Origin of the sequence: Kitasatospora sp. NBC_00374 (assembly GCF_041434935.1) — a bacterium.
GTDB lineage: Bacteria > Actinomycetota > Actinomycetes > Streptomycetales > Streptomycetaceae > Kitasatospora.
Window position 1 is genome coordinate 5,632,099 of the sequence record NZ_CP107964.1, and the last position, 16,977, is coordinate 5,649,075.

15 protein-coding genes are annotated in these 16,977 nt (G+C 73.3%); 8 read left to right on the top strand and 7 right to left on the bottom strand.

What is annotated here, in order from left to right; genetic code table 11:
* Positions 1 to 69: 69 nt before the first annotated feature.
* From OG871_RS25260 to OG871_RS25280, 5 genes are all read right to left on the bottom strand, one after another.
* Positions 70 to 1,752 carry an FAD-dependent monooxygenase gene (locus OG871_RS25260; RefSeq protein ID WP_371499536.1) on the bottom strand — a complete coding sequence of 561 codons (1,683 nt, stop codon included), beginning with the start codon at positions 1,750 to 1,752 and terminating at the stop codon, positions 70 to 72.
* A gap of 110 nt (positions 1,753 to 1,862) precedes the next feature.
* Entirely contained in the window at positions 1,863 to 2,690 is an 828-nt protein-coding gene (locus OG871_RS25265) for an amino acid ABC transporter permease (protein ID WP_371499538.1), read from the bottom strand.
* A complete protein-coding gene (locus OG871_RS25270; RefSeq protein ID WP_371499540.1) occupies positions 2,687 to 3,337 on the bottom strand; it encodes an amino acid ABC transporter permease in 651 nt (216 codons plus the stop codon). Before OG871_RS25270 ends, OG871_RS25265 begins: the two co-directional genes overlap by 4 nt.
* 105 nt (positions 3,338 to 3,442) lie before the next feature.
* A complete protein-coding gene (locus OG871_RS25275) occupies positions 3,443 to 4,345 on the bottom strand; it encodes a glutamate ABC transporter substrate-binding protein (RefSeq protein WP_371499542.1) in 903 nt (300 codons plus the stop codon).
* A 132-nt stretch (positions 4,346 to 4,477) separates the two neighbouring features.
* On the bottom strand, positions 4,478 to 5,251 hold the full coding sequence (locus OG871_RS25280) for an amino acid ABC transporter ATP-binding protein (protein ID WP_371499544.1): 774 nt from the start codon (positions 5,249 to 5,251) through the stop codon (positions 4,478 to 4,480).
* A gap of 507 nt (positions 5,252 to 5,758) precedes the next feature.
* Here OG871_RS25280 and OG871_RS25285 point away from each other — a divergent pair.
* Both OG871_RS25285 and OG871_RS25290 read left to right on the top strand, forming a co-directional pair.
* A complete protein-coding gene (locus OG871_RS25285) occupies positions 5,759 to 6,541 on the top strand; it encodes a response regulator transcription factor (protein ID WP_371499546.1) in 783 nt (260 codons plus the stop codon).
* 6 nt (positions 6,542 to 6,547) lie between these two features.
* A complete protein-coding gene (locus OG871_RS25290) occupies positions 6,548 to 7,975 on the top strand; it encodes an ATP-binding protein (RefSeq protein WP_371499548.1) in 1,428 nt (475 codons plus the stop codon).
* A gap of 31 nt (positions 7,976 to 8,006) precedes the next feature.
* On the opposite strand, the gene OG871_RS25295 is transcribed toward OG871_RS25290, so the two are convergent.
* Positions 8,007 to 9,032 (bottom strand): TAXI family TRAP transporter solute-binding subunit, encoded by a 1,026-nt coding sequence (locus OG871_RS25295; protein ID WP_371499550.1) that lies wholly within the window; start codon positions 9,030 to 9,032, stop codon positions 8,007 to 8,009.
* A gap of 72 nt (positions 9,033 to 9,104) precedes the next feature.
* Here OG871_RS25295 and miaB point away from each other — a divergent pair, with 72 nt between their 5' ends.
* On the top strand, positions 9,105 to 10,607 hold the full coding sequence (gene miaB, locus OG871_RS25300; protein ID WP_371499552.1) for a tRNA (N6-isopentenyl adenosine(37)-C2)-methylthiotransferase MiaB: 1,503 nt from the start codon (positions 9,105 to 9,107) through the stop codon (positions 10,605 to 10,607).
* Positions 10,608 to 10,709: 102 nt separating this feature from the next.
* Positions 10,710 to 11,408, top strand: a complete 699-nt coding sequence (locus tag OG871_RS25305; protein ID WP_371499553.1) for a hypothetical protein — start codon at positions 10,710 to 10,712, stop codon at positions 11,406 to 11,408.
* A 24-nt stretch (positions 11,409 to 11,432) separates the two neighbouring features.
* Here OG871_RS25305 and OG871_RS25310 read toward each other — a convergent pair whose 3' ends face one another.
* A complete protein-coding gene (locus tag OG871_RS25310) occupies positions 11,433 to 11,672 on the bottom strand; it encodes an antitoxin (RefSeq protein ID WP_371499555.1) in 240 nt (79 codons plus the stop codon).
* A gap of 153 nt (positions 11,673 to 11,825) precedes the next feature.
* Here OG871_RS25310 and miaA point away from each other — a divergent pair, with 153 nt between their 5' ends.
* From miaA to OG871_RS25330, 4 genes are all read left to right on the top strand, one after another.
* Complete coding sequence (gene miaA, locus OG871_RS25315) at positions 11,826 to 12,770, top strand: tRNA (adenosine(37)-N6)-dimethylallyltransferase MiaA (RefSeq protein WP_371499557.1); 945 nt, start codon at positions 11,826 to 11,828, stop codon at positions 12,768 to 12,770.
* 246 nt (positions 12,771 to 13,016) lie between these two features.
* Positions 13,017 to 13,493 carry a hypothetical protein gene (locus tag OG871_RS25320; RefSeq protein ID WP_371499559.1) on the top strand — a complete coding sequence of 159 codons (477 nt, stop codon included), beginning with the start codon at positions 13,017 to 13,019 and terminating at the stop codon, positions 13,491 to 13,493.
* An 89-nt stretch (positions 13,494 to 13,582) separates the two neighbouring features.
* Positions 13,583 to 14,485 (top strand): diaminopimelate epimerase, encoded by a 903-nt coding sequence (gene dapF / locus OG871_RS25325; RefSeq protein ID WP_371499561.1) that lies wholly within the window; start codon positions 13,583 to 13,585, stop codon positions 14,483 to 14,485.
* Positions 14,486 to 14,641: 156 nt separating this feature from the next.
* The gene (locus tag OG871_RS25330) at positions 14,642 to 16,921 is read left to right on the top strand and encodes a bifunctional (p)ppGpp synthetase/guanosine-3',5'-bis(diphosphate) 3'-pyrophosphohydrolase (RefSeq protein ID WP_371499563.1); all 2,280 of its coding nucleotides are present in this window, start codon (positions 14,642 to 14,644) and stop codon (positions 16,919 to 16,921) included.
* The last annotated feature ends 56 nt before the right edge of the window (positions 16,922 to 16,977 follow it).

The window sequence follows — 16,977 nt, forward strand, 5'->3', positions numbered from 1 at the left end:
GGGTGGGATGCCGGCTGACGGAGTTCGGAGTCGGTCAGCCGGCATCGGGAGTCCGACGCCTGCCGTCGGTCAGCTGTCCGCGCTCGCCAGCGCGCCCGGCCCGCCCCCGCGCGCGCCGTCGGCGAGCGCCAGCAGCGCGTCCGCCCGGCAGCCCTGGGTGGTGCCGACCAGGTGTCCGTCCGGCCGGATCAGCAGCACCGTGTGCGGGTCGGCACCCGGGTACTCCTCGGTGACCAGCACCTCCGCCGGCACCGGCAGCGCCGTCGCGACCTCCGCCAGCCGGGGCATCAACCCGGCCCCGAGCCAGTGCTGCGAGGCCCAGACGGCCGTCCCGGGCGCCACCAGCAGCAACAGGAACCCGCCGCCGAGGTGGGAGCGCAGCTGATCGGTGGCGCCCTCCGTGGTGACCACCGGTACGTCCGGCACCAGCACCCCGGGCGCGGTGGCGGGCAGGCTCTCGGTGAGCGAGGTGCCCCGCCCGGGCCCCCGCTGCACCGGCACCCGGCCGGGCACCCCCGAGGGGGCGGCCGGGTACGCGGGCGCGCCGCCGAACCGTCCGGTGCCGAGCTGACCGTCCGCCAGCAGGGGTGCGTGCTTGCGGAACGAACCGGTCAGCAGTGACCGCCGGGTCTGCTGCCAGCCGCGCAGCGGGCGCAGCAGCGGCATCGACTGGTCGACGGCCCGCAGCCGGGCGCCGACCGCGCCGCGCCGCTCGGTCTCGTAGCCGTCCAGCAGCGAGCCGCCGGGCTGCGGTCCGCCGGAGTGCAGGTGCCAGGCGAGCGCGAGTCGCCAGGCGAGGTTGTCGGCGTCGCGCAGGCCGTCCGCGAGGTTCTGCATGCCGAGGGCCCCGTGCAGGTGGGCGGCGTCGCCGGCGAGGAAGCAGCGGCCGGAGCGGAAGCGTGCGGCCAGGCGCTGCTGGGCGGTGTGGTCGGCGGCGGCGAGCAGCTCGTACGTGGGCAGTTCACCGCCGCACCAGCCGGTGAGGGTGGCCTTGACCCGGGTGAGCAGGGTGTCGCCGGTGACGATGCCGGGCCAGGTGGCGTGCGGGTCGATGGGCTCGCTGGGCTGCGGGCGGCCGGGTGGCAGTCGCCAGTCGAGGCGCCAGAGGCCGTCCGGGAGCGGGCGGGCGCAGGCCTCGCGGTCGCCCCGCCACGGGGGCTCGCGGTGCAGCCGGGCCTCGCCGTGGAACGGGAGGTCGACCCGGACGGTGGCCATCGCGTGCCGGTCGACGGCGGGGCGGCCGGGGAAGCGGATCTTGAGCAGCCGGCGGACGGTGGAGCGCGCGCCGTCGCAGCCGACCAGGTGGCTGCCGCGCCACCAGGTCCGGCTGCCGTCCTGGGTGTGCTCGGTCCGTACGCTCACGCCGTCCCGGTCCTGTTCCAGCTCGACGACGCGGCTGAGCGGGACGAGCTGGATCAGGGGGGTGGCGGTGACGGCGTCCCGCAGTCCGCGCTGGAGGCGGTGCTGGGCGAGGTGCAGGACGGGGGAGCCGTCCAGCGGGAGCCGTAGCACCTCGGTGCGGCGGCGCCAGATGGTGAAGGCGTCCCACCGGGCCGCGTCGGACTCGGCCCGGGTGTAGCCGAGCCTGGTCAGGAAGGAGGTGGTGTCGCTGCCGAGCACCACGGTGCGCGGGCTCTCCGGGCAGAGCCCGGCGCCTTCGTCCAGCACGATGCTGGGCACCTCGTTGCGGGCCAGGGCGAGGGCCAGGGCCAGGCCGACCGGCCCGGCCCCGACCACGATCACCGGGTCCACGCGGGGACCTCCGCCCGGCGCGGCGGGAGGTGCCCGGATTCAATGCTCAGTGCTGGAAAGGCTCCGGGTGGTGTCACGAAGAGCAATGCAACAGATCACCTGGGTGTCCGTCAAGCAGCGGCAGGTGTGCGCCGGTTCGCGCCGCGTCGGCCGCGCGCCTCGATCCACTTGGCCAGACCGGTGAGCGCCAGGCACATCCCGATGTAGATCGGGCCGATCACCAGGATCACCGGGATGTAGGGGTAGCCGTCCGAGTTACTGGCGATCAGCTTGCCCTGGTAGAGCAGCTCGTTGAAGGTGATGACGTACCCGAGCGAGGTGTCCTTGAGGGTGACCACCAACTGGCCGATGATCGCCGGCAGCATCGACCGGACGGCCTGCGGCACCAGGATGGTCGTCATCACCGTGGTCTTGCGCATGCCCAGTGCGTAGGCGGCCTCGGCCTGTCCGCGCGGGACGGCGTTGACACCCGAGCGGATGATCTCCGCCTGCACGGCCCCGTTGTACAGGGTGAGGCCGATCACCAGGGCCCAGAACGGGTCGGCGCTGAACACGCCGCGGTACAGCGCGAAGATCATGATCAGCAGCGGCATCGCCCGGAAGAACTGGACGATCCCGGTGGAGACCGCGCGCAGCGGCCGGTGGTCGGAGAGCCGGCCCGCGGCCAGCACCGTGCCGAGCACGATGGAGGCGACGGCGGCCAGGCCGAAGACCTTCAGGGTCTCCAGGAGTCCGTCGACGATCCGCTGCTGGACCTTGGCGTACTCGAACGGCGCCCAGAGGTCGGCGGAGAACTGCCCCGCGTCGTTCAGGCGGCTGTAGACGAACCAGAGCAGACCGGCGATGCCGACCAGCGAGAGGATCCCGAAGGCCCGGTAGCGCATCCTGGCCCGGGGGCCGGGCGCGTCGTAGAGGACGGAGGCGGACTGGCTGCTCATCGGGCCACCGCCAGCCGCTTCTCGGCGAAGCTGAAGAGCTGCTGCACGCTGAAGCTGATGAACAGGTACGCGATCGCAATCCAGAGGAAGATCCCGAAGATGGCGTACCCCTTGTCGGTCAGTGTCGCCTGCACGCTGTAGAGCTCGGAGACGCTGAACGCGCCGGCGATCGCCGAGTTCCTCGGCAGGGCGATGAAGATGGAGCTCATCGGGGACATCACGGAGCGGACGGCCTGCGGCAGGATCACCAGGCCGAGCGTCTGGCCGAAGCCCATCCCCAGACTGCGGGCCGCCTCGGCCTGGCCGAGCGGCACGGTGTTGACACCGGCGCGCAGCACCTCGCAGACGAAGCTCGCGGTGTAGGCGCTGAGCGCGAGCACCGCGAAGGTGAACGACGACAGGTGCACGTCCAGCCGCGGGAGCGCGAAGGTCACCGCGAAGAACAGCAGGGTCAGCGGGGTGTTGCGGAAGGTGTTGACCCAGACGGTGCCGAGCGCCCGCAGGGCCGGGACCGGGGAGACCCGGAAGGCCGCCAGGACGGTGCCGAGCAGCAGCGCGAAGAACGCGCTGACCGCGCTGAGCTCGACCGTCCGCAGGAAGCCGTCGCGGAACAGCGCGAAATTACCGTCCTCGAACAATATGCCCATGCCGGCGGCCCTCCTCTCATTGGTGGTTACGTGGTGGCTCGGGGCCGCGGAGCCGCCCCGGCCCGCCGGTGGGACGGGCGGGCCGGGGAGCCCCGACGGATCGGATCAGTACCGCTGCAGGGCGGGGACCTCCGGCGCGGCCGAGCCGGACAGGCCGAGGGTGGCGTCGTAGGCCTTCTTCCAGTCGCCGTTGTCCTCGTGCGCCTTCAGGGCGTCGCTGATCGCGTCGCGCAGCGCCTTGTCGTCCTTGTTGAGGCCGACGCCGTAGTTCTCGGTGGAGAAGGTCTTGCCGACCACCTTGAGCTTGCCGGCGTTCTTGGCCGCGTAGCCCTTGAGGATCGCGTCGTCGGTGGTGACCGCGTCGACCTCGTCGCTCAGGAGCTTCTCGACGCACTGCGAGTACGAGTCGTACTGGGTGACCTTGGCGCCGTACTTCTTGATCTGGTCGATCGAGGTCGAGCCGGTGACCGTGCAGACGTTCTTGTCCTTGGTGCTCTCCGGACCGGTGATCGTGGTGTTGTCCTTCTGCACCAGCAGGTCCTGGCCGGCGATGTAGTACGGGCCGGCGAACGAGACCGTGGCCTTGCGCTTGTCGTTGATGCTGTAGGTGCCGACGTAGTAGTTGACCTGGCCGCCGGAGATCGCGGTCTCACGGTTGACGGAGGCGACGGTCTGCCACGAGATCTGCTTCTCCGAGAAGCCGAGGTCGGCGGCGATCATCTTGGCGATCTCGATGTCGAAGCCGCTGCGGACGCTGGTCTGGACGTCCTCGAAGCCGAGGAACGGCTGGTCGGACTTGGCGCCGATGACCAGCTTGCCGTCCGCCTTGGCCTTCACCCAGGCCGGCGAGGACTCCAGCTTGAAGTCGGTCTTCACGGTGTACGTCGGCAGCTGGGGCTTGGCCGACCCGGCCGCGTCGTCGTTCGGCGAGCCCTCCTTGCCGCAGGCGGCGACGGCCGTCAGGGTCAGCACGGCGAGGGCGGCGGCGATGGTGCGACGGGTCTTCATGAGGGTCTGTTCTCCTCGGATCTGGCCACGGGTCAACCGGGCACTGGGGTCGGGAAGTTCCGTTCGGCGCGGGCGGGCCCCGGCGGGGCCGCCGTACGCCCGGTCGGCACTGACGCTAGATCAGCGGTGGCCTCAGTGGTGCAGGATCTTCGAGAGGAAGTCCTTGGCCCGGTCGGTGCGCGGGGCGGTGAAGAACGCCTCCGGGGTGTTCTCCTCGACGATCCGGCCGTCCGCCATGAACAGCACCCGGTTGGCGGCGGAGCGGGCGAAGCCCATCTCGTGCGTCACCACGACCATCGTCATGCCGTCGGCGGCCAGTGAACGCATCACCTCCAGCACCTCGTTGACCATCTCGGGGTCGAGGGCCGAGGTGGGCTCGTCGAAGAGCATCACCTTGGGCTTCATGGCCAGCGCGCGGGCGATCGCGACGCGCTGCTGCTGACCGCCGGAGAGCTGCGCCGGGTACTTGTCCGCCTGGGCGCCCACACCGACCCGGTCCAGCAGCTCGCGGGCGGTCGCCTCGGCCTCGGGGCGCTTCACCTTGCGCACCTTGACCTGGCCCAGCACCACGTTCTCCAGCACGGTCTTGTGCGCGAACAGGTTGAAGTTCTGGAACACCATGCCGACCTCGGCGCGCAGCTGGGCCAGCGCCTTGCCCTCGGCGGGCAGCGGGCGGCCGTCGATCAGGACGGTGCCCGAGTCGATGGTCTCCAGCCGGTTGATCGTCCGGCAGAGGGTCGACTTGCCGGAGCCGGACGGGCCGATCAGGACCACGACCTCGCCCCGGGCGATCTCCAGGTTGACGTCCTGCAGCACGTGCAGTGCGCCGAAGTGCTTGTCGACGCCGTTCAGGACGACCAGGGGAGTCGACCCGGCGACGGAGTCGGTGACGGTCTTCTCGGTCATCGCGCCCTGCTCCCTCATGTCCGGTCCCAGAGGGTGAACTCCCTTGGGCTGCCCAGCAGGTGGCCCGGGCGACAGGAGCCCGCAGCCGGCCCTGCCGACGCTGGTACCGGGGGCCGGAGCCGGCGGAGCCCGCAGCCCCCGGTGGGGTGACCATAGGAAAGCCGACGATGTCATGTCAGCCGATCTGAGCGGAACTTGAGCATCACGATCCGGCCACACCGGCCGTTACCGCCGGTCCCGCTCCGTAACGTCCACGGCGTCCGGCCCGACGCCCGGACCGACCGCAGGCGGGCGCGGACGACCGCGGGCGACCCCGGACGGAGGCCCGCCCCGGCCGACGGCCGCAGGCCGGGCCCGCCCCGGCGGCCCGCCCGCCGGGGCGGTGCGCCGTGGCACGTGGCAGAGGCCACCGTGACAATGGCGGACCGGGGCCGGAGAATACTGCGACCTGCCCAGTACGTCCGGGGTGGGGCAGCATCCAGAGGATCAACGAGGGAGAGGAGCACGATGCGACTGCTTCTGGTCGAGGACGACGACCGGGTCGCCGCGGCACTGAGCGCTGTCCTGGGCCGGCACGGCTTCCAGGTCAGGCATGCGCGCAGCGGGCACGAGGCGCTGGACGCGCTCGTCCCGGACGGCAACGACCCCTACCGGGTGGTCCTCCTCGACCTCGGCCTGCCCGACCGGGACGGCTTCGAGGTGTGCAGCCGGATCCGGGCCGCGAGCAGCGTTCCGGTGATCATGGTGACCGCCCGCGCCGACATCCGGTCGCGCATCCACGGCCTCAACCTCGGCGCCGACGACTACGTGACCAAGCCGTACGACATGGGCGAGCTGCTCGCCCGGATCCACGCCGTGGCCCGCCGCGGCCTCACCGCGCCCGCCGCCGCGGTGGCCGAGCCCGACGGCCCCAACCCGCCGCGCGGCCCGCTGGAGGCGCGCGGCGTGGTGATCGACCGCGAGCGCCGCCGGGTCAGCGTGAACGGCCGGGACGTCCCGCTCACCCGCAAGGAGTTCGACCTGCTGGCCCTGCTCGCGCAGAGCCCCGGCGTGGTCTACCGCCGCGAGCAGATCTTCAGCGAGGTCTGGCGCAGCGGCTGGGAGGGCAACGGCCGCACCCTGGAGGTGCACATCGGCTCGCTGCGCACCAAGCTCGGCCTGCCCGGCCTGGTCGAGGCCGTCCGCGGGGTCGGCTACCGGCTGATCCCGGAGCAGCCCGCCGACGGGCGCCCGACCGGCCCCGAGGCCGCCTTCGACCGGCCCGCCGACCACGGCGAAGCGGGGCGCTGACCACTCGTGCGCACCCGTCTGCTCGGAATCCTGCTCACCCTGATGGCCGCCGTCCTGGCCGCCCTCGGGGTGCCGCTGGGCTATCTGACGGCGGCCTCGGAGCAGAGCGAGGTGGTGGTCGACCGGATCGACGACGCGGCCCGGTTCGCCCAGGACCTGCCCACCCCGGGCCGGTCCGGCGGATCCAACACGGCGATGAAGGGTGACTACCAGCCCGTGGCCGGGGACAGCGGCCGGCTGAGTTCACTGGTCGGCGAGGTCACCCGGTACCACGAGCTGTACGGCATCCGGATCGGCATCTTCTACCGTGACGGCGGGCCCGTCGCGGTCGCCCCGCAGGGCTGGCAGGTCACGGTCGGCCCGGGGGCCGAGGCGTTCCAGGAGGCGCTGGACGGCCGGCGCAGCCACAATCCCCGGCAGGTCTGGCCGTGGAGCAAGGACCAGACGCTGACGGTCGCGCTGCCCGTCGTCCGGGACGGCGACGTGGTCGCGGTGGTGATCACGGAGTCGCCCACCGGCCCGCTGCGCGCCCGGGTGCTGCAGAAGTGGATGGTGATCGCCGGCGGCGAGGTGCTGGCGATGATCGTCGCGATCCTGTTCGCGGTCCTGCTCACCGGGTGGGTGCTGCGCCCGGTGCGCACCCTGGACCGGGCCACCCACGACATCGCGACGGGCCGGATGAACGCCCGGGTCGCCCCCAGCGGCGGGCCGCCCGAGCTGCGCCGGCTGGCGCGCTCCTTCAACGACATGGCCGACCACGTGGTGCTGGCCATGGACCAGCAGCGGGCCTTCGTCGCGGACGCGTCCCACCAGCTGCGCAACCCGCTCGCCGCGCTCCTGCTGAGGGTCGAGCTGCTCGGCCTCGAACTGCCCGAGGGACACGACGAGGAGCTCGGCGGGGTCCGCGAGGAGGGCGTCCGGCTGGCCCGGGTCCTGGACGACCTGCTCGGCCTGGCGACCGCGGAGCACTCCCGCCCGGAGCCCGAGCCGGTCGACCTGACCCGCCTGGTGCTGGCCCGGATCGAGTCCTGGCGTCCGACCGCCGAACAGCGCGGCCTGCGGTTGGACTGGGACGCCCCGCTGCTGGCCCACGGCCTGGCCGACCCGATCGGTTTCGGCAGCGCGCTCGACGCGGTGCTCGACAACGCGCTCAAGTTCGCGCCGCCGGGCTCGGCCGTGACGGTCGGCATCGAGCTGCACAAGCGCGAGGTGGTGGTGACCGTCAGTGACCGTGGCCCCGGTCTCACCGAGGAGGAGCTGGGCCGGGTCGGCGACCGGTTCTGGCGCAGCTCCCGGCACCAGAACGTGGACGGCTCCGGGCTCGGCCTCTCCATCGCCCGCACCCTGCTGCTGGCCGGCGGCGGTTCGCTGGACTTCGGGCAGGTCGAGCCGACCGGGCTCGCGGTCGTTCTCACCGTGCCGCGGCAGCGCTGAGGCCGGCGGCCGCCGCCAGGACGTCAGCGGGTCACGGCTTGACCGAGGTGTAGTAGCGGCGGGCGCCCTCGTGCAGCGGCAGCGGGTCGGTGTAGACGGCCGTGCGCAGGTCCACCAGCTGGGCGGCGTGCACCTGGGCGCCGATGGTGTCGCGGCTGTCGATCACCGCCCGGGTGATGCCCTGGACCAGGGCCGGGTCGAGGTCGTCCCGGGTGACCAGCAGGTTGGGCACGGCGACGGTGGCCACCGTCGTCCCGGCGGGCTGGATGCCCGGGTAGGTGTTGGCGGGGATGGTGGCCGCCCGGTAGGCGTCCGCGCCGCCGCCCTCCTGGCGCTGCAGCGGCTCGGCGAGGTCGGCGAGCGGCACGATCCGGATCGGGTAGCCGGCCGCGAGGTTGGTGAGCGCCGAGGTGGGCAGCCCGCCGGACCAGAAGAACGCGTTCAGCTGCCCGGACCGCAGCTGGTCGGCGGCGTCGCCGATGCCGAGTCCGTACGGCACTATGTCGCGGTCCGGGTCGAGGCCGGCGGCCTCCAGCAGCCGGCGGGTGACGAGGTTCACGCCGGACTTGGGCTGGCCCACCCCGACCCGCAGCCCCCGCAGGTCGGACACCTTCTGCACCGGGGAGCCGGCCGGTACGACCAGCTGGAGGTAGTCGTCGTACAGCCGGGCGATCGCGCGCAGCCGGGGCTTGTCGGGGCTGCTGAACGAGGTCACGGCGTCGGCCGTGGAGATGGCGAAGTCGTCCCGTCCGGTGACCACCCGCTCCAGGTTGTCGACCGAGCCCTCGGAGTTGTCCAGCCGCAGCCTGGCACCGGGGACGGCGTCGACCACGTGCTTGCGCAGCAGCTGGCCGTACCGGTCGTAGACCCCGCCCGGGACGCCGGTGGCGAAGCCGATCTCCCGCGTCTGGTGCCGGGGGGAGCCCGCGTCGGTGATCCGCCAGGCGGCCAGGGCGGCCGCGACCAGCAGCAGCACCACGGCCGCCAGCACCGGGCGGCTGCGGGCGGCCCGGCGCAGGGCGGCGCCCGTGCGGGCGGGGATCGAGGTGTGGGCCATGCAGGGATACTGCCAGGCGCGACGGCCGGACGGGAGGCCCCGGCCGCTGCCCTTACCCTTGCAGTTGTGGGTATGGAGGAGAGCTTGCGAACTTACAAGGTCGTCACGTACGGCTGCCAGATGAACGTCCACGACTCCGAGCGCCTGTCCGGGCTGCTGGAGGAGGCCGGGTACGCCAAGGCCGACCAGGACGGTGACCCCGACCTGGTGGTCTTCAACACCTGCGCGGTGCGTGAGAACGCCGACAACAAGCTGTACGGCAACCTCGGCCGGCTCGCCCCCGCCAAGCAGAGCCACCAGGGCATGCAGATCGCCGTCGGCGGCTGCCTGGCCCAGAAGGACCGCGACACCATCGTGCGCAAGGCGCCGTGGGTCGACGTGGTCTTCGGCACCCACAACATCGGCCACCTGCCGGCGCTGCTGGAGCGGGCCCGGGTCGAGCAGCAGGCCCAGGTGGAGATCCTGGAGTCGCTGGAGACCTTCCCCTCCACGCTGCCGACCCGCCGTGAGTCCGCCTACGCGGCCTGGGTGGCGATCTCGGTCGGCTGCAACAACACCTGCACCTTCTGCATCGTCCCGGCGCTGCGCGGCAAGGAGGAGGACCGCCGGCCCGGTGACATCCTCGCCGAGGTCGAGGCGCTGGTCGCGGAGGGCGTGGTCGAGGTCACCCTGCTCGGCCAGAACGTCAACTCCTACGGTTCCGACCTGGGAGACCGCGAGGCCTTCTCCAAGCTGCTGCGCGCCTGCGGTCAGATCGAGGGCCTGGAGCGGGTCCGCTTCACCTCCCCCCACCCGCGCGACTTCACCGACGACGTGATCGCCGCGATGGCCGAGACCCCGAACGTGATGCACCAGCTGCACATGCCGCTGCAGTCCGGCTCGGACACCGTGCTCAAGGCGATGCGCCGCTCGTACCGGCAGGAGCGTTTCCTCGGCATCATCCGGAAGGTGCGCGCCGCGATGCCGGACGCCGCCATCTCCACCGACATCATCGTCGGCTTCCCCGGCGAGACGGACGAGGACTTCGAGCAGACCCTCCACGTGGTCCGCGAGGCCCGCTTCGCCAACGCCTTCACCTTCCAGTACTCCAAGCGGCCCGGCACCCCGGCCGCCGAGATGGACGGCCAGATCCCCAAGGCCGTCGTCCAGGAGCGGTACGAGCGGCTGGTCGCCCTGCAGGAGGAGATCTCCTGGGAGGAGAACAAGAAGCAGGTCGGCCGGCAGCTGGAGATCCTGGTCGCCGAGGGCGAGGGCAAGAAGGACGACCGGACCGACCGGCTCTCCGGCCGCGCCCCCGACAACCGGCTGGTGCACTTCACCCGTCCCGTGGACCCGGTCCGCCCCGGTGACGTGGTGACCGTGGAGATCAGCTACGCGGCCCCGCACCACCTGCTCGCCGAGGGCCCGACCCTGGCCGTCCGCCGCACCCGGGCGGGCGACGCCTGGGAGAAGCGGCAGGCCGCCCCGGCGGCCAAGCCGGCCGGGGTGATGCTCGGCCTGCCGAGCATCGGCCGGCCCGCTCCGGTCGCCGCTCCGGCCGCCGCTCCCACCGGCAGCGGCTGCGGCTGCGACTGACCGAGCCCGTCAGCACGACCGACGGCCCGGCGGGACACCCCGCCGGGCCGTCGGCGTCGCGCGGCCGGTCACCCGCGGCCGGGCCGGGCTAGAGTGATCCACATGCTGGTCGCCGCCGCCGTCTGCCCCTGCCCGCCGCTTCTCGTACCGGCGGTCGCCGCCGGGGCCGCCCCCGAACTGGAGCCGCTGCGGGCGGCCTGCCGGGAGGCCGTCGGCGAACTGCTCGGGTCGGCGGCCGAGCTGATCGTGGTGGTCGGGACCGGCCCCCGGGCCGAGGTCTGGACCGAGGGCGGCGTCGGCTCCTTCCAGCGCTACGGCGTCGAGCTCGCGGCCCGGCTGCCGCTGGGCGGACCGGGCGGCACGGAACTGACGCCGTCGCTGACCGTCGGGGCCTGGCTGCTGGAGCAGGCCGGGGCGGCCGTGCCCACGCACGCCTGCGCGGTGCCCACCGACACCGGTCCGCAGCGGCTGCTCGGGCTGGGCAAGGGTCTGGCCGACCTGGCCGACCGGGTCGGTCTGCTGGTCATGGGCGACGGCAGTGCCTGCCGCTCGGTGAAGGCGCCCGGCTACCTGGACGAGCGGGCCGAGGGCTACGACGCGGCGGTGTCGGCCGCCCTGGGGGCGGCCGACACCGCCGCACTGGCGGCCCTCGACCCGGACCTCGCCGGCGAGCTGATGGCCGAGGGCCGGGCCCCGTGGCAGGTGCTGGCGGGGGCCGCCGAGGGCACCGGTCTCAACGCGCGGCTGCGCTACGACGCGGCGCCCTACGGCGTCGGGTACTTCGTGGCCTCCTGGCGCTGACCCGGACCGCCACCGGGGGCCGGCTCAGGAGGAGGCCGGCGGCCCGTCCTCCTTCGGCTTGGCGGCGAAGTGGTCCACGGCGCTCTTGGCCTTGGTCGTGCCGTGCTCGATCTTCTCGCTGTACTTGTGCTTGGTGGCCCGGTCCACCGCGGTGCCGGTCTTGTCGACCATCTCGTCGATCTTCTCGTTGTGCTTGCCGGCGAGCTCCTCGGCCTTGACCTTGAGCTCCTCGGCCTTGCCCTTGAGGTTGTCCATCAGGCTCATGGGGTGCTCTCCCTGTCGCTGCTGCCGCTACTGGTCCAACGCCGTGATCGGCCCGAATGTTCTCGGCCGCAAATCTGACATACCACTCCACAGCCACCCGAACCACCCGGATCGGCATCCGGCCCGCTCCGGCTCTTTGCGAGACTTGGAACCGTGACCAGTACCCACCCCCTCCCGCCCCGCGTCGTCTCGGTGGTCGGCGCGACCGCCGCCGGCAAGTCCGACCTCGCGGTCGCCATCGCCCGCAGCCTCGGCGGCGAGGTGATCAACACCGACTCGATGCAGCTCTACCGGGGGATGGACATCGGCACCGCGAAGCTCACCGTCGAGGAGCGCGGCGGGATCCCGCACCACCTGCTGGACATCTGGGACGTCACCGAGGCCGCCAGCGTCGCCGAGTACCAGCGCCTCGCCCGGGGCGAGATCGACCGGCTGCTCGCGGCCGGCCGCAGCCCCGTCCTGGTCGGCGGCTCCGGGCTGTACGTCCGGGCGGCGATCGACCAGATGGACTTCCCCGGCACCGACCCGGATGTCCGGGCCCGTCTCGAGGCGGAGCTGGAGGCCGAAGGCCCGGGCCTGCTGCACCGCCGGCTGGCCGAGCTCGACCCGCCGGCCGCCGCGGCCATCCTGCCCAGCAACGGGCGTCGGATCGTCCGCGCGCTGGAAGTGATCGAGATCACCGGGCAGCCCTTCACCGCCAACCTGCCCGGCCACACCGCCGTCTACCCGGCGGTGCAGATCGGCGTGCAGGTGCCGCGGCCCGAACTGGACGAGCGGATCAGCCTGCGGGTTGACCGGATGTGGCAGGCCGGGCTGCTGGACGAGGTCCGCGAACTGGAGAAACTGGGCCTGCGCGAGGGCCGTACGGCGGGCCGGGCGCTCGGCTACCAGCAGGTGCTGGGGTACTTCGCCGGCGAGTGCACCGAGGACGAGGCCAGGGCCGAGACCGTCCGGGCGACCAGGCGGTTCGCCCGCCGGCAGGAGTCCTGGTTCCGCCGGGACGACCGGATCCACTGGCTGTCCCGCCCGGCCGGAACCGACCCGGTGGCCCTGCTGGAGCGCTCGCTGGAGCTGATCCGGAATCAGCCGCCGGCCTGACCCCGACGGCCGGGGGCGGTTTTCGGCCATCGGCCCGTGCAGCTGCACCGGCAGCCGCAGGTCCTGCGCGAACCGGGGGTTACAGGGCGATCACGTCCTGGCCACGGATCACCCGACGACCCCCGCGACGACCTGCCCGCGACTCTGGACATGCCATCATCGGTAGCACTTGGGGTCGGTCGCACTCGGTCGGCCTCACCACCTGCGAGCCCGTCAGCTCGTGTCGAAGCGTCAGGGGGAGGCCGCGTGTCCACGGGTACCGGCCCCGAAACCGAGCAGCTGCCCGGTGACGCCCAGAGCGTCGCCGACGCGCTGCCCGAGCTCGTGGTGCCGACCACCTCCTACGCGGTGGCCCTGCCCGTCACGGACGACCTGGCCGGTGTGGTGCACGAGCGGGACATCCGCCCGCGCCGCCGGCTGCGCTGGTGGCAGCTGCTGCCGATCGTGCTGATGGCGACCCTCGGCTCGCTGATGTTCGCCTTCCCCCTCGCCTTCGGCAGCGACCGCGCCTCCGCGATGATCGGCATGCTGGGCCTGCTGCTCACCTCCGCCTCGGTCGGCTGGGGTGCGATGGCCGCCCGCCGGGCCGGATACAAGTGGCCGGGCGTGCCGCGGCGCGGCAGCGGTCAGCGGGCCGGCTGGCGGGCGATCGTGCTCTACACCCTGACGGCCTGCGCCGCGGTGGCGCTGGCCGTCTGGCGGGTCGTCCAGCTCCGGGGCTGACCGGGCCTCCGGCCGGCCGCCTCCCGTCCGGCCGCCCACGGGGTGAACCGGCGACCCGGCCCGGTGGCCGGATCAGTACGATCGTGGATGTGAGCGACTCCACCGCGGCGGGCCTGCCGTTCCTCAAGGGCCACGGCACCGAGAACGACTTCGTCATCCTCCCCGACCCGGACGGCCGGCTGGACCTGGGCCCGGCCCAGGTCGCGCGGCTGTGCGACCGGCGGGCCGGGATCGGCGGCGACGGGATGCTGCGGGTGGTCCGCTCGGCGGCCGACCCGGCGGCGGCGCACCTGGCCGGCGAGGCCGAGTGGTTCATGGACTACCGCAACGCGGACGGCTCGATCGCCGAGATGTGCGGCAACGGGGTCCGGGTGTTCGCCCACTACCTGGTCCACGCCGGGCTGGCCGAGCCGGGCCCGCTCGCGGTCGCCACCCGGGCGGGCGTCCGCCGGGTCACGGTGGCCGGTGACGGCCCGGACGGCACGCCGGGCGAGGTCACCGTCGACATGGGCCGGGCGCTGCTGCCGGGCCCGGACGCCGTCGAGGTCGCGGTCGGCGACCGCCGCTGGCCGGCCCGGAACGTCAACATGGGCAACCCGCACGCGGTGGCCTTCGTCGACAGCCTCGCCGACGCCGGCAACCTCTACACCGCCCCGCTGACCACCCCGGCCGCCGCGTACCCCGAGGGTGTCAACGTCGAGTTCGTGGTGGACCGCGGCCCGCGCCACGTCGAGATGCGGGTGCACGAGCGCGGCTCCGGCGAGACCAGGTCCTGCGGCACCGGCGCCTGCGCCGTCGCGGTGGCCACCGCCCGCCGGGACGGCGTCGACCCGGCCGTGACCGGCGAGCCGGTCAGCTACACGGTGGACCTCCCGGGCGGCCGGCTGGTGATCGAGGAGTTCCCGGACGGCCGGGTGGAGATGACCGGGCCCGCGGTGATCGTCGCCTCCGGCACCCTCGACCCCGCGTGGCTGGGCGCTCCGACGGGCTGAGAGCGGCCCGCTTTGCCCCGTTCCCTTCCGTGCGAATCCCCCTGATCGGGTGATTCGGCTCACGGAGTGGGAGCAGGCCGTCGCGGAACGTGCTGTGCTCGGTAGCATGGACCACCGGGTCGGACCTCGCTCCGGTGATCACTGCCGGAGGTGCAGATGACCATCGAAGCCGGCCAGCACGAGGCCGTCCCGTACGCCGTACCCAAGCGTCCGCTGCCCCGGCTCAGCCGGGCCGCGCTCGGGCGGGCCGGCCGGGCCGCCCTGCTGGCGACCGGCCGGGGCCCCGTGCCGGACGCCATCGAGCCGATCGTGCAGGCACACCGGGTGCACCATCCGCAGGCCGACCTGGCCCTGCTCGGCCGCGCCTACCGGACGGCCGAGACCAGCCACCGCGGTCAGACCCGCAAGAGCGGCGAGCCGTTCATCACCCACCCGCTCGCCGTCACCATGATCCTGGCCCAACTCGGCGCCGGGACAACGACCCTGGTGGCCTCGCTCCTGCACGACACGGTCGAGGACACCGAGGTGACACTGGCTCAGGTCAGCGCCGACTTCGGCCCCGAGGTGGCGTACCTGGTCGACGGCGTCACCAAGCTGGAGAAGGTGGACTTCGGCGCCGCCGCCGAGGCCGAGACCTTCCGCAAGATGCTGGTGGCCACCGGCGACGACGTCCGGGTGATGGTGATCAAGCTCGCCGACCGGCTGCACAACATGCGGACGATCCGTCACATGAAGCCCGCCAGCCGGATCCGGATCGCCAAGGTCACCCGGGACGTCCTGATCCCGCTCGCCGAGCGGCTCGGCATCCAGGTGGTCAAGGCCGAGCTGGAGGACATCGTCTTCGCCACCCTCCACCCGGAGGAGTACGCCCGGACCGGCGCGCTGCTGGCCGTCCACGAGGCCCGGCCGGACGGGCTGCTGCAGCCCTTCGCCCAGGCGCTCGCCCGCCAGCTCGCCGAGACCGGGGTCCAGGCCTCGGTGGCCGTCCGGCCGCGGCACCACGTGTCGGCGCACCGGGTGCTGCTCAAACGCAACGCCGCCGCCGGGCCGGACGGCAGACCGCAGGGTCTGCTTCCCGCGGACCTCGGCCGGCTGCTGGTCGTGGTGGAGGAGAACGCCGACTGCTACGCCGTCCTCGGCGAGCTGCACACCTGCTGGACGCCGCTGCCCGGCGAGTTCAAGGACTTCATCGCCGCCCCCCGGTTCAACCTCTACCAGTCCCTGCACACGGCCGTGTCGCTGCCCGGCGGCGAGGTGGTCGAGGTACTGGTGCGCACCCGGCAGATGCACCGGGTGGCCGAGTTCGGCGTGGTCGCCCTGGGCGACCCGCACCAGGGCGACGCGCCGCAGCCGACCGGCGACGAGTCCGAGCTGGACCGCACCGACCCGGCCCGCCCCGGCTGGCTCAGCCGGCTGCTCGACTGGCAGCAGGAGACCCCGGACCCGGACGCCTTCTGGTCCGCGCTGACCGCCGACCTCTCGGACGACCGGGAGATCACCGCCGTCACCGAGACCGGCGAGACGCTGCAGCTGCCGGCCGGGGCCAGCTGCGTGGACGCCGCGTACCTGCTCGGCGAGGACACCGGCCACCGATGTATCGGCGCCCGGGTCAACGGCCGGCTCACCGCGCTGTCCACCCCGCTCAAGGACGGCGACGTGCTGGCCGTGCTCACCGAGGCGGGCGACGCCTCCGGCCCGGCCGCCGAATGGCTGGAGTACACCCGGACCCCGGCCGCCCGGCTGGCGATCGAACGCTGGCTGGCCGACCACCCGGCGGGCAGCCCGGTGCCGGGCGCCGCCCCGGCGGGGTCCGGGCGCGCGCCCGGCCACCCCGTTCCGCTCGCCCCGCCCGCCGCCGGCCGGCGCAGCTCACCGGTGGCCGTGGCCGGCCGCCCGGGCGCGGCCGTCCGGCTGGCCCGCTGCTGCACACCGGTGCCGCCCGACGAGGTGACCGGCTTCTCCATCCGCGGCGGCGCGGTCGCCGTGCACCGGACCGACTGCCCGGCCGGGGAGCAGATGCGCACGGCCGGCCGCACCGACCTGGAGCTGACCTGGATCCCCGGTGCGGAGCCCGCCTCCGGCTACCGGGTCACCCTGCACGCCGAGGCGCTGAACCACCCCCGGCTGCTCGCCGACCTGACCGCGGTGATCTCCGCCGAGGGCGTGGACATCGTCTCGGCCGAGGTCGGCCCGCCGCAGGAGCTGCGGGTCCGGCACAGCTACACCGTCGAGCTGCCCGCGGCCGGGGCGCTGCCCGCCGTGATGCGCGCGATGCTCCGGGTGTCCGGCGTGTACGACGTGTACCGGCCGGGCGGCGGTAATCCGGATGACCCGGGCCGGAGCGGCATGCGACCATCATGGGGAATTCACGGCCGGTCCGCGGCGTTGACGCAAGGCAGCAGTAGTGCCGATGCGGCCCGCGGTCCGCAGGGGTAGCCCGTCTCGTCCACGGTGGTTTTCCGGGCGGTCAGGGGGCAGACTCCTCGTGCATC